The sequence below is a fragment of the Micromonospora sp. WMMD1076 genome (genome assembly GCF_029581475.1).
Lineage (GTDB): Bacteria > Actinomycetota > Actinomycetes > Mycobacteriales > Micromonosporaceae > Micromonospora > Micromonospora aurantiaca.
The window spans coordinates 3,481,406-3,493,386 of the sequence record NZ_CP120862.1; the positions used below are offsets into that span (position 1 = coordinate 3,481,406).

General features: G+C 70.8%; 12 protein-coding genes and 1 pseudogene. 3 read left to right on the plus strand and 10 right to left on the minus strand.

All coding sequences use genetic code 11. The features are described 5' to 3' along the window. Positions 1 to 12 precede the first annotated feature (12 nt). Positions 13 to 774 (minus strand): DeoR/GlpR family DNA-binding transcription regulator, encoded by a 762-nt coding sequence (locus O7622_RS16590; RefSeq protein WP_282309075.1) that lies wholly within the window; start codon positions 772 to 774, stop codon positions 13 to 15. A gap of 304 nt (positions 775 to 1,078) precedes the next feature. On the opposite strand from O7622_RS16590, the pseudogene O7622_RS16595 reads away from it, so the two are divergent. The 3 genes and pseudogenes from O7622_RS16595 to O7622_RS16605 all read left to right on the plus strand — a co-directional run. Beyond that, a pseudogene (locus O7622_RS16595) lies at positions 1,079 to 1,354 on the plus strand (RICIN domain-containing protein); the annotation flags it as partial. 157 nt (positions 1,355 to 1,511) lie between these two features. Further along, on the plus strand, positions 1,512 to 1,883 hold the full coding sequence (locus O7622_RS16600) for a nuclear transport factor 2 family protein (RefSeq protein ID WP_282309076.1): 372 nt from the start codon (positions 1,512 to 1,514) through the stop codon (positions 1,881 to 1,883). Between the two features lie 90 nt (positions 1,884 to 1,973). Next, positions 1,974 to 2,435, plus strand: coding sequence for an SRPBCC family protein (locus tag O7622_RS16605; protein ID WP_282309077.1), 462 nt, complete (start codon positions 1,974 to 1,976; stop codon positions 2,433 to 2,435). A gap of 53 nt (positions 2,436 to 2,488) precedes the next feature. On the opposite strand, the gene O7622_RS16610 is transcribed toward O7622_RS16605, so the two are convergent. The 9 genes from O7622_RS16610 to O7622_RS16650 form a co-directional block, all read right to left on the minus strand. Next, complete coding sequence (locus O7622_RS16610; protein ID WP_282309078.1) at positions 2,489 to 3,301, minus strand: ABC transporter ATP-binding protein; 813 nt, start codon at positions 3,299 to 3,301, stop codon at positions 2,489 to 2,491. After that, positions 3,298 to 4,323 (minus strand): iron chelate uptake ABC transporter family permease subunit, encoded by a 1,026-nt coding sequence (locus tag O7622_RS16615; RefSeq protein ID WP_282314156.1) that lies wholly within the window; start codon positions 4,321 to 4,323, stop codon positions 3,298 to 3,300. The genes O7622_RS16610 and O7622_RS16615 overlap by 4 nt, the downstream gene beginning before the upstream one ends. A gap of 5 nt (positions 4,324 to 4,328) precedes the next feature. Then, complete coding sequence (locus O7622_RS16620; RefSeq protein ID WP_282309079.1) at positions 4,329 to 5,369, minus strand: iron ABC transporter permease; 1,041 nt, start codon at positions 5,367 to 5,369, stop codon at positions 4,329 to 4,331. Further along, a complete protein-coding gene (locus tag O7622_RS16625) occupies positions 5,369 to 6,421 on the minus strand; it encodes an iron-siderophore ABC transporter substrate-binding protein (protein ID WP_282309080.1) in 1,053 nt (350 codons plus the stop codon). The genes O7622_RS16620 and O7622_RS16625 overlap by 1 nt, the downstream gene beginning before the upstream one ends. 274 nt (positions 6,422 to 6,695) lie before the next feature. Then, positions 6,696 to 7,727, minus strand: a complete 1,032-nt coding sequence (locus O7622_RS16630; RefSeq protein ID WP_282309081.1) for a methyltransferase — start codon at positions 7,725 to 7,727, stop codon at positions 6,696 to 6,698. Next, positions 7,724 to 8,902, minus strand: coding sequence for an aminotransferase class V-fold PLP-dependent enzyme (locus tag O7622_RS16635; RefSeq protein WP_282309082.1), 1,179 nt, complete (start codon positions 8,900 to 8,902; stop codon positions 7,724 to 7,726). The genes O7622_RS16630 and O7622_RS16635 overlap by 4 nt, the downstream gene beginning before the upstream one ends. Then, entirely contained in the window at positions 8,899 to 10,155 is a 1,257-nt protein-coding gene (locus O7622_RS16640) for a tryptophan 2,3-dioxygenase family protein (protein WP_282309083.1), read from the minus strand. Before O7622_RS16640 ends, O7622_RS16635 begins: the two co-directional genes overlap by 4 nt. A 76-nt stretch (positions 10,156 to 10,231) precedes the next feature. Beyond that, a complete protein-coding gene (locus tag O7622_RS16645) occupies positions 10,232 to 10,936 on the minus strand; it encodes a tryptophan 2,3-dioxygenase family protein (RefSeq protein ID WP_348774031.1) in 705 nt (234 codons plus the stop codon). Between the two features lie 327 nt (positions 10,937 to 11,263). Further along, positions 11,264 to 11,821, minus strand: a complete 558-nt coding sequence (locus O7622_RS16650; RefSeq protein WP_282309085.1) for a GNAT family N-acetyltransferase — start codon at positions 11,819 to 11,821, stop codon at positions 11,264 to 11,266. Positions 11,822 to 11,981 lie beyond the last annotated feature (160 nt).

Genomic DNA, 11,981 nt, shown 5'->3' on the forward strand with positions numbered 1-11,981 from the left:
GGGTCGGTCCGGTCAGACGCGGTGCACCACGGGACCGAGTAGCGAGTAGCGGTGTGCCTCCGACGCCGGCAGCGCCGCATCGGTGACGATGGTGTGGACGTCCTTGACTCCGGCGAAGCGGAAGAAGCTGCTCACGCCGAACTTGGTGTGTATGCCGGAGAACACCACCCGTCGGGAGACCGCAACGGCCTTCGCCTTGACGGCTCCGACGGCCGGGTCCGGCGTGGTGAGCCCGTGCTGCCGGCTGATCCCGTTCGCGCCGAGGAAGGCGAGGTCGATGACGAATCCGGCGAGCATCGTGGTGGCCCAGTGGTCGACGGTCGCCTGGGTCTGCCCGCGGACCCGGCCGCCGAGCAGCAGCACGGTGACGGCGGGATTCGCGGCTAGCATCGCCGCAGTCGGCAGCGATGCCGTCACCACCGTCAAGGCCCGGTCGGTCGGCAGCGTCTCCGCGATCAGCTGCGGGGTGTAGCCCTCGTCGACGTAGATCGTCTCGGCGTCGCCGAGTAGCCGGGCGGCGGCACCGGCGATCCGGCGTTTCTCCGGGATCATCCGGGTGGTGCGGGCCGCGAGTGTGGTCTCGAACCGGGCCGTCTCGACCGGATAGGCGCCGCCGTGGGTGCGGCGGACGAGACCCTGCTGTTCGAGCCAGGTGAGGTCCCGCCTGATCGTCTCCTGCGCGACGGTGAACTCCGTGGCCAGCTCGTGCACGTCGACGGAGCCGTTGTCGCGGGCGACGGCGAGGATCTGCTGCCTACGGTCCGCTGTGCCCATCGGGTCACCTCCGCCATCGATGCCTCACTTTGTAACACCGTCGGCACCTCAGTGGCGGAGCGCGAGAACGGCAATACCTGTGGTTCGGTGCCCGTTTGGGTGCCCGAATGGGCGCTACCGATCTGCGCCAAGCTGGCAGGATCGGGCAAAATGGGTGACCGTTTCACGGGCTCGGATGCCCGTTTGGTCTCCGGGAGCGGCCGGTGCCCCGGCCGCATCAACAAACGGCTCGCGGACGCCGTCGTCGCCGCGCCCCGCTCACGCGGTCGGGCCGGCGTTGCTACCGGTCACCGGTCACCAACACCACCGGCGGCACTGGACGTTCAGCGGCACGGCGCTCAAGAGCCAGAACAACAGGTGCATGGACGTCGACGCCGGGTCCACCGCGAACGGGGCCGCGGTGCAGCTCTACACCTGCAACGGGACCGGCGCCCAGCAGTTCACCCTGAACGCGGCCGGAGACCTGGTCAACCTCCAGGCCGGCAAGTGCGTCGACATCAAGGACCGCAACGGCAACGACGGCGCGAGGCTCCAGCTCTGGGACTGCGGGGGCACCGCCAACCAGAATCGGCGCAAGGGCCGACCGGCCGCGCGAACGGTGGCGGAAACCGACCCCGAGTCGCCCCCACGCCACCGGCAGGGTCGCGACCGCCCGTCGAGGATCCGTGTTCGGCGACCAGCGCCCGCTCGGCGTTGGATGATGAAGTGAGTCGTCCATGCACGAGAGGCTGCGGTGAATGACCGAGCATTTGCGGGCGCGCTCGGCACGCGAGGTGCTCGACGAGCATCTGCGCCTGTCGAACGAGGGCCGGTTCGCCGAGGACATCGAGCGCAACGTGTCGCCGGGCTGCCTTGTCCTCGAGCGTAGGGGAGTGTTCCGGGGGCACGCCGGGGTGCGCACGTTGGCGCAGTGGCTGAGCGCGGAGCTACCGGATGCCCACTTCACCTACACGACCGTGCTGATCGAGGATCGGGTCGGGTTCCTGGAATGGACCGCTGACGCACCGGGCGCGCGGGTCCGCGACGGCGCCGACTCGTACATCATCGAGGACGGCTGGATCGTCGCGCAGACCATTCACTACACTGTGGAACCGGCCGCCGAGGCCTGAGCGGCTCCGACCGGCAAGACCCACGTACTCACCGATACCGCAGTGACCCACGTGCCGTCCCGTGGTCTCGGCCGGCGATAGCATGCGGGCATGCGCCGTGTCATCCGAGAGAGCCGGGTCGTTGCCGCCACGCCCGGCGAAGTCTTCGACCTGCTCGCCGACCCGGCCAAGCATCCGCTCATCGACGGATCCGGGTCGGTGCTGGCCGCCCGCGGCACCCCGCGTCGGCTGGCCCTCGGCATGAAGTTCGGCATGGACATGCACATGGGCGTCGACTACTCCATCCTCAACACGGTGGTCGAGTTCGAGGAGGACCGACTCATCGCGTGGCGGCACTTCAACGGCCATCGGTGGCGCTGGCGACTCGAGCCCACCGCTGAGGGACGCACACGCGTCACCGAGGAGTTCGACTGGTCGACCGCGCGCACGCCGTTGTTGATCAGCATCAGCTGGTTTCCCCGCCGTAACCGGCGGGCGATGAGAAGCACCCTCGACCGGCTCGAGGCTCACCTGGCGGCGCGCGGCGCGGGTGAGCGTACAACTGACGGCTGATCGACAGTGACCCGCTCCACCTCGACCTGGGCCGTGCCGTGGCCGCGACCGGCCTACGACACCGCGGACCGGACGTGGTGGCGGCCGATCGGCAGCATCAGCGGCTTGCCGGAAACCGGGTCGGGGATGACCTGGCTGTCCAGGCCGAAGACCGTGCGGACACAGTCCTCGGTCAGCACCTCGGCCGGCTCGCCGGCCGCGTGCAGACCGCCGTCCGCCAGCGCGATCAGGTGGTCCGCGTAGCGGGCCGCCATGTTCAGGTCGTGCAGCACCATCACGATCGTGGTGCCACGATCGGTGTTCAGGTCGGTGAGCAGATCCAGCACCTCGACCTGGTGGCTGACGTCGAGGAACGTGGTCGGCTCGTCGAGCAGCAGCAGGTCGGTCTGCTGGGCCAGCGCCATGGCGATCCACACCCGCTGGCGCTGCCCGCCGGACAACTCGTCGACCGACCGCTCAGCCAGGTCGGCGGTGTGGGTGGCATCGAGCGCGGCGGCCACCGCGAGGTCGTCCTCCGCGCGCCATCGCGACAGGAGCCGCTGGTGCGGGTTCCGGCCCCGGCCGACCAGGTCGGCCACGGTGATGCCCTCCGGCGCGATCGGTGACTGGGGGAGCAGGCCGAGGGTACGGGCCAGCTCCTTGGCCGGCATCCGGTGCACCTCCCGGCCGTCCAGCAGGACATGACCGGTACGCGGTGCCAGCAGCCGCGACATCGACCGCAGCAGCGTCGACTTGCCGCAGGCGTTGGCGCCGACGATGGCGGTGATCCGGCCGGGCGGCACGAGCAGGTCGAGCGACTCGATGACGACGCGCTCGCCGTAGCCGACCGTCAGTCTCTCCGCAGTCAGTGAGTGGTTGGTGGTCACAGCGAGCCTCCCGCGCGGTTCGTGCGGACGAGCAGATAGATGAGGTACGGGGCGCCGAGCACGCCGGTGATCACACCGACCGGGAACCGGGTGTCGAAGGCGAACTGGCCGAGGAAGTCGGCGACCAGCACCAGCAGCGCGCCGACCAGCCCGGACGGCACCAGCAGCGAGCCGCCGGGCCCGACCAGCCGGGCCGCGATGGGCCCGGCCAGGAAGGCCACGAACGCGATCGGTCCGGTGGCCGAGGTGGCGAACGCGATCAGGCCGACGGCCGCGACGATCGACACCAGCCGGGTACGTTCCAACCTGGTCCCCAGCGCCGCCGCGGTGTCGTCGCCGAGCTGCAACATCGTCAGGTTCCGGGCCTGACTCAGCAGCACCGGGCCGAACACCACAAGCGCGATCAGCACCGGAACGGTCTCGTCCCAGGTGGAGCCGTTCAGGCTGCCGTTGAGCCAGCGCGTCGCGGCCTGCAGGTCCCACTGACCCGCCTGGCTCAGGACGTACGACGTGGCGCTGTTCAGGATGGCTGCGATGCCGATGCCGATCAGGACGAGCCGGGTGCCGGCCACCCCGTCCTTGAACGACAGCACGTAGATGACGACGGCGACGCCGAGCGCGGCGACGATGGCGAACACCGAGACGCCGGTCTCGCCGAGGCCGAGCACGATGATGCCGAGGGCCGCCGCCGCGCTCGCCGCCGCGCTGATGCCGATGATGTCGGGGCTGGCCAGCGGGTTGCGCAGCATGGTCTGGAAGGTGACGCCGCCCATCCCGAAGCACAACCCGGTGACCAGGGCCAGGACCGTACGGGGCAGCCGCAGCTCGCCGACGGTGAACGAGGCGCCGGGCACCGTCTCGCCGAGGACCACCCGCAGCACGTCGCCGGGCGGGTAGAAGGTCTGGCCGACCATCAGCGAGACGACGACCATCGCCGCCACCGCCACGCCGAGGACGGCCAGCACGGCCTGCCGCCGCCGGCTGCGCCGGACCCGGCCGCGGGTGACGGCATCGAGGGTCATGGTGCTCACAGTTCGCGTACCTTCTGCCGGCGGACGATGTAGATGAAGAACGGGGCGCCGATCAGGGCGGTGATGATGCCGGCCTCGATCTCGTCGGGCCGGTTCACCACCCGGCCGGCGACGTCCGCGGCGGTCAGCAGCGCGGCGCCGACGAGCGTGACGAACGGCAGCAGCCAGCGGTGGTCGAGCCCGACGAGCAGCCGGCACAGGTGCGGGACGATCAGGCCGACGAACGCGATCGGCCCGGCGACCGCGGTGGCCGCGCCGCACAGCACCACCGCGCCGAGGGCGGCGATCCCGCGGACCAGGGCGACGCGCTCGCCGAGGCCGGCGGCCAGTTCGTCGCCGAGGGCCAGCGAGTTCAGCGCCCGGGCGCAGAGCAGGCAGACGACCAGACCGGCGATCAGGAACGGCAGCACCTGGCCGATGGTCTCCCAGGTCGCGCCACCGACGCCGCCGACCTGCCAGGACTGGAAGTTCTCGGCGATGTCGCCGCGGGGCAGCACGACCGCCACCACCAGCGACGCGAGGGCGGCGGAGGTGGCCGCGCCGGCCAGTGCGATCTTGAGCGGGGTGGCGCCGCCGCGGCCGAGCGAGCCGACCGCGTAGACGAACAGGGCGGACACGGCCGCGCCGGCGATGGCGACCCAGATGTACGCGGTGGCGGTGTAGAGCCCGACGGTGACCATGCCGACCGCGATCGCCAGCATGGCGCCCATGTTCACGCCGAGGATGCCCGGGTCGGCGAGCGGGTTGCGGGTGACGCCCTGCATCACCGCGCCGGACAGGGCCAGCGCCGCGCCGACGAGAGCCGCGAGCACCGTACGCGGAATGCGCTTGACCACGGCCGCCTGGTTGAGTGTGTCGTCGGTGCCGCCGGCGGCGGCGACGATGTCGGACCAGGCGACGATCCGGGAGCCGAAGGCGACCGACGCGAGCATGACGAGGACGAGGACGGCCAGGACGGCCAGCAGCCAGCCCAGGCGCACCCGGGCCGGGCGTCGCAGAGTGGTGACGTCCGGCCCGGAGGTGGTTGTGGCGGTCATCAGATCTTGTCGGCGGCCTTGCCGAGCAGGTCGACGTAGTCCTTGAGCACGAACGAGACGCCGAGCGGCGTCGGGTTGGCGGCGGTGGCGACCGGGGTGCTGCCGGGCAGCGAGACGAACGAGCCACGCTTGATGGCCGGGATCTTGGAGAGCAGCGGGTCCTTCTGCAGGGTGGCCAGGGTGGTGCCCTTGGCGTCACCGTAGGTCACGATGATGTCCACGTCGCTGAGGTTCTGGACCTGCTCGGCGCTCTGGGTGAGGCTGAACTCCTCGGTGCCCGCGGACGCCTTCGCGATGCTCTCCGGGTGCTTCATCCCCAGGTCGGTGAAGAACTGGGTCCGGGTGTCGTGCGTGGTGTAGAAGCTGACCTTGCTGAGGTCGGTCGGGTCGAGGTGGGTCAGGAACATCACCGACTTGCCGGCCAGCTTCGGGTAGCGCGCCGCCTCGTCCTTCATCTGCTTCTCGATCTTCGCGATCAGCGCGTCGCCCTCGGCGGTCAGGCCGAGGGCCTGGCTCTCCAGCTTGATGCTGTCGCGCCACGAGGTGGCCCAGGGAGCCTTCGGGTACGCGACGACCGGCGCGATCTTCGTCAGGGTGTCGTAGTCCTGCCGGGTCAGACCCGAGTAGGCGGCCAGGATGACGTCGGGCTTGGTGTTGGACACCGCCTCGAAGTCGATGCCGTCGGTCTCGTCGAACAGCACCGGCGTCGCCGCGCCCAGTTCCTTGAGCTTCGCGGCGTCCCAGGGCAGCAGGCCGTCGCCGTCCTCGTCGCCGAAGTTCGCCTTGGCGTAGCCGACCGGGACGATGCCGAGCGCCAGCGGCACCTCGTGGTTGGCCCAGTTCACGGTGGCGACCCGCTCGGGCTTCTTCTCGATGGTCGTGGTGCCGAACGCGTGGGTGACGGTGACCGGGAACGACGCCGCCGCGTTGCCGGACGCCGAGGGGGTGTCGTCGGTGTCGGACGAACCACCGCAGGCAGCGAGTGCGAGTGCGGTGGTGGCGGCGACGATTCCGGTGAGGAACCGGTTGACGCGCATGTTGAGGTACTCCACTTCGAGCTAGTAAGGAATGCCTAACCTAACAGCCGCTACGTGACCCACCCCCGGCCCCCTGCCGCGCCGGCTCCCGGGGCCCCGGGTCTACGCTCCCGTACCTGAGCTGCGGATGAGGAGTTCCGCACCCGCCCCGTGCTCGACACCATGCCGCACCGCCGGCCCACGTACGCCAGTCGCAGGCGGTCGCGGTGACGCCGATGTGCGCGTGGATCCCGGTGACGAGGAACTGGTCGGTCCGGCTGCTGCCACAGCGATCAGGCCCCTCGGCGGATCACGCTCCGGGCGCCGGCTTGTACCCGCAGGCCAGCTCCCAGCCGCCGGGCAGCACGGCCACCCGGTCGAAGCCGACCTCCTTGAGCAGACCGGTGTAGAACTCCACCTCCCGCAGCCGGCTGACGCAACTGTCGACCCCGATGAGGAAGTAGCTCCAGAAGAACTGCATCGCCAGGCGGTCCGGGGTGCGGAACTCCTCGCAGATCACCAGCAGCCCGCCCGGTTCGAGCGCCGCGTACGCCTTCTCGACCAGCCGGCGGGCCACGTCGTTCGGCCAGTCGTGCAGGACCCGGACGAACGCCATCGCGTCGTAGCCCGTGGGCAGCGGCTCGGCGAAGAAGTCGCCGCCGACGAAACGCAGCCGGTCGGCATGCCCGGTCCGGGTCCGGGTCGCCTCCACCAGCGGAGCCACGGCCGGCAGGTTGTACACGTCGGCCCGTAGCCCCGGCGCGTCGTCGAGGATGCGTGCGGCCAGCGTGCCGTCACCACCGCCGACGTCCAGCAGACGGCGCCGGTCCGGCCACAGCCGGCCGGCGTTGCGATGCATCGTCTCGATCACCGGACCGAGACCGACGGCCATGCTGCGCTCGAAGTCGGCGGTCTGCTCGTCGGTCTTCGGGGGCCAGGCGAAGTCGTCGTCGCTCATGCTCACCTCGCCACGCAGGCTCTCGGCCAGTCGGCCGTGCAGCAACCGCCAGGGGTAACGGTCCCGGTCACGTTCGACAGCACCGGGGCCGACGACCGCCGTGACGGCGTCCCGGAGGCCGGGCACCGCACGGTACGTGGTCATCGCGATGTCGTCACCCGGCTCGCTGCGCTCGACGACACCGAGGCTCTCCAGGCAGTCGAGGAACTTGTAGAGCCGCAGGGGCCGCACGTCGAAACGGGCGGCCAGCTCACCGAGGCTCGCCGGCCCGGGCTCCAGGGCATCGAGCAGACCCGTGCCGAGCGCGGTCTCCAACACGTCCATGGCCTTGGGCCCATTGGCGAGCAGACTCATCAGCGCGCGTGGGGACAGCGTGACCTTCACCGTTTCAGCTCCTCTTCCAGGGCGTCCATGAACGTGTCGATCTCGTCGAGGGTGTTGTAGACGTGCGGGCCGACCCGCAGGTAGCTCCGCCAGCTGCAGACCATGTCGCGCGCGACCAGCCGCCGCTTGACGGCCTCGCCGTCGGCGACGTCCAGGCACACGACGCCCCCGCGCCGGTGCGGCTCGGTCGGGCTGACCACGTCGATGCCGGCCGCCGCGGCCCGGTCCAGGATCCGCTGCGTGCAGGCGAGCGAGTGCCGCCGGATCGCGCCGGCACCCACCCCGGCCAGCAGATCCAGGCCGACCTGGGAGATCAGCGAGGTCAGGGGGAACGGCGTCCCGCCGGCGAACCGTCGAGCCCCGCCGGCCCAGCCTGTCGACGGCTGGAATGTGAAGGCCCGGTCACCGGCCTGCCAGCCGGTCGCCGCCGGCTCCAGTTCCGGCACCAGACCCGGGCGTACGTAGAGGAAGGCGGTGCCGACCCCGCAGAGCCACTTGTGCGCGCCGCCGAGAACCACGTCGACGCCGAGCGCCGTCACGTCCAACGGCATGACCCCGACGCTCTGGAAGGCATCGACGACCACCAGCGCGCCGACGTCGTGGGCGCGCCGCACCAGCCGGGGCAGGTCGACGGTGGCCCCCGAGGAGAAGCTGGCGTGTGAGATGCACACCAGCAGCGTGCGTTCGTCGATCCGTGCCTCGACGGCGTCCTCGTCGAACCGCGGGCCACCCGAGCCGACCACGTCGAGCCGGGCGCCGTACCGGCGGAATGCGTTCCAGATGAACGGCACCGTCGGATACTCCAGATCGGTGGTGACGATCCGGTTCCGTGGCGGACGGTAGTCGAAACAGGATGCCACCCGGGCGAGCAACGTGCTCAGGTTCGCGTCGGTGACCACGCTGCCCGCCGGCGCGCCGATGAACGCGGCGACGGAGTCGGCGTACCGGTCGAGGCCGGCGTGCCAGTCCTGCCAGACCTCGTCCCGCCAGTTCCGCAGCGTCCGCCAGTAGCCGGTGAGCACCTCTTCCGCGCCTCGCGGCACCGCGCCCGTCGAGTTGTTGTTCAGGTAGACGCCGGTGCTCAGCAGGGGGAACTCGGCGCGCAGAGCGGCGTGTGCGCCGGCGTCGAGGCACTCGGGCGTACCGGGGCCGGGGTTCCGGTGCGGTGGGCTCACGCGGGCCTGCCTCCGGTCGGCTCGACGGGGGACAGGGGCCGGGGCTCGCAGGCGACGGAGGTGAAGACCGGGATCGATCGGACGGCGGCCAGATAGGGCGTGCCCTCCGTGTAGCCGGTGCCGGCCCGCGGGCCGAGCATCCGGGTCGCGAGCCGATGGTGCGTGCGCCGCCACTGGAGTACCGCGGCGGCGAACGACCGCATCTCCTCCTCGACCCGCTCGCCGTCGGGCGCGGCGAGCAGGCCGTCACGCACCGCCGCCCGGAACGCGTCGTCGATCGACGGCTGGCCGGCGTGCACCAAGTCGCGTACCTCCGGGACCTGGTGGTACGCGGCCGAGTCCAACCGCGACGCCTCGGGTGTGCGGCAGAGCGCCTCCATGAGCTTGTAGGAGCGGGACTGGATGGCGCTGGCCCCGGCGGTGTACTCCCGGAACGTCCGGAACGCCTCCGGCTGCATCGTCGCCAGCAGCGCGAACAGCGGCCCGGCGGCGGTGAGCTGCTTCCGGGCGTACGCCAGCCGCTCTGCCGCCCGCCCCGCGTGGCCGGCGGTCAGTGCGGCGACGGCGGCGCGCAACTCCTCGGCGATTCCCGCGAAGAGGCACTCGTACGACTGGAGCACCCGGATGAACAGGTACTCGTCGTGCGACACATGGACCGGCAGCATGCTCAGCCGCAGGACCAACTCCGCGGCGGGATCGGTGCCGGCGGCGACGGCCCGCATCTGGTCCGGGGTCGCCACCTCCCGGTCGGGGATCGTCCCGGCGATGCCCAGCCGGGCGAGAGCGGGCGACACGGCCCGTACGCCGAGCCGGTAGCGCTTGGCCACCACGTCCCGGCTCGGACGCTGCTCGGGCAGCAGGTCGGTGGCGCCCGAGGCGGCTGTCAACTCGAAGGCCAGCGCGTCGGCGACCAGGCGGACGAGGAGCCGGTCCCGGTCCCGCCGGGCGCCGAACGGGCCGGCGACGTCGTCCCCGTCGGGAAGCCCGAGCAGCCGCAGCGCGAGATAGCTGCGGTAGTCGTACCGGCCGTCCCACTTGTCGAGTGCGACGTCGAGGAAGTCACCCAGCAGCCGGGCGTGCGGTTCCCGCGTGGCCGCCGGCACCGTCAGCTGCGTACGGGCATGGTCGAGCAGGCCCAGCACTTCCTTTTCGACGAAGTGTTTACCGACCCTGTGGAACTCCGCCAGCACCGCGGAGTACGGAAAGCGGTCGGCCTCACCGCCGCCGGACAGCCAACTTGTCAGTTCACGCACGAAACCGCACCTCGACATTTCGGTCGCCACGCAGGTGGGTGAGGGGGAATTCACAATTACTGGTGAACGAGGATTGTCAAGGTTGGCAAGCCTGTGATTCGTCAGTGGATCCGTCGGAGGGCTTCAGGCGGGCCCGCCACAGTTCCGGGAAGAACCGGTACCCGGCGAGCTTGGCGAGCATCGTCGCCTCGGCGCCGCTGGGATCGTGTCCCCCGACGCGCAGAGCGACCCGGTAGTGCCGGGTACGCCACAGCGACATCCGCTCGTCCCACTCGATGAGCGCCTCGGCGAGCCGCTGGACGGGGTCGGCGGGATCCGGCCGACCCAGTGCGGCCGGTTCGAATCCTCGGACCTCCAAGTGCTCGGCGAACGCCCGGCCGAGCTGCCGGCTCAAAGCATGGACCTGCCGCCATCCGGGTGACTCGGCCCCGGATCCCTTACCCAGCGCCGGTTGCATGGCCTGGAAGTCGGCCGGGGACAGGTGCCGGAACATCTCCAGCTGATCGGTGACCAGCCGGATCCCCAACGTCGCCCGGTTCAGCAGCGACTCGGTCACCGCCAGCTCGCCGGCGCGTAGCCGGGTGACCGCCTCGGTCAACTCGGCGGCGGCGAGCTTCAGCCACAACTCGGTGGACTGGTGCACCACCTGGAAGAGCAACTCGTCGCGGTGAATCATCTCCTCCGGCCGCCGTTGCAGGGCGAGCAACGTGTCCAGTCGCATGTAGCGCGCATAGTCCGTGGCGCCGTCGCCAGGCAGCACAGGTGAATGGTCCTGCTTCACGGAAGTGGTTCCCTTCGGTCGGCGTAGCTGCATCGGAAACCGATGGTGTGACCATGCGTGCAGCGGACATTATGCAACTACGAACGACAATGTGCTACACCTCTGTTGTGGCCGATTCGAGGACGGGAATCGGGGCGCTTCCGCCGCTGGGAACGGTCAGGCCGGGCCGGGCTACCGGACCGCCACCGCGACGGTCCTCGTGCGCGACACCCCGGACAGCCCACGCGATCTTGGAGTTTGAGCCCTTCGGGTGCCCCATTCGCGAGGTTCGCGGGGTACGAAAGTGCAAGATCGCGGATGTAGCTGTGAGCCGCCCGGGGTGCCGGATCAGGCGGGCTGGTGGTGCGCTTCGAGCCGCTCGCGGGTCAGGAACGCCAGTTGTGCCCGCTTGTCCGGCATGTCGATCTCGGAGGCGAACGTGAAGCCCTCGGCTCGCAGCCGCCGCAGCGCAACCTCGTTGCGCACGTCCGGCTCGACCACGATGCGGCGCACGGCGGGATCCCGCAGGAGGAAGCGGGCCAGGGTCGGACCGACGGCGGTGGTGAGGCCGCGGGCGTAGCGCCGGGGTGGGTTGAGCAGCAGGTGCATCCCGATGTCCCCGGGCTGGACCGGGTAGCGCTCGCCGACCGGGTCCGCCTCGGGCCGGTAGGTCTGGAACAGCCCGACCGGTTCGCCGTCGAGCAGGACCAGGTACGCGTGATGGGTGTCCAGCCCGTCGAGAAAGGTGTAGATCTCGCGCACGTCGTCGAGGCTGTGTCCGCCCGTTCCCCAGAACGCGTTGCGGGGCAGTGTGACCCAGCCGTGCAGCAGCTCGGCGTGCTGGTCGGGGCGCACCGGCTCCAGCGTCAGGTCGCCGAGGCCGGGAATCGCTTCCTGGTAGATCACGGTCGTCTCCTCCTTCGGGGCTTCGGCGGGGTGCCGGGGTCGGTGGTTCGGTGGGCAGCGGGATCCGGTCGCCGATGGCCTGGTCGGCCCGGCCACTGCCGTGCGCCCCCAGGCGCCGGAGACGCCCTGGACGCTGGAGGTGCCGGCACGCAGCCGTATC

Bases quoted from the DNA above. Each gene is read 5' to 3' on its own strand.
- O7622_RS16590 (WP_282309075.1), bottom strand. From the start codon at position 774: ATGGGCACAGCGGACCGTAGGCAGCAGATCCTCGCCGTCGCCCGCGAC.
- O7622_RS16605 (WP_282309077.1), top strand. From the start codon at position 1,974: ATGCGCCGTGTCATCCGAGAGAGCCGGGTCGTTGCCGCCACGCCCGGC.
- O7622_RS16615 (WP_282314156.1), bottom strand. From the start codon at position 4,323: ATGACCCTCGATGCCGTCACCCGCGGCCGGGTCCGGCGCAGCCGGCGG.
- O7622_RS16620 (WP_282309079.1), bottom strand. From the start codon at position 5,369: ATGACCGCCACAACCACCTCCGGGCCGGACGTCACCACTCTGCGACGC.
- O7622_RS16600 (WP_282309076.1), top strand. From the start codon at position 1,512: ATGACCGAGCATTTGCGGGCGCGCTCGGCACGCGAGGTGCTCGACGAG.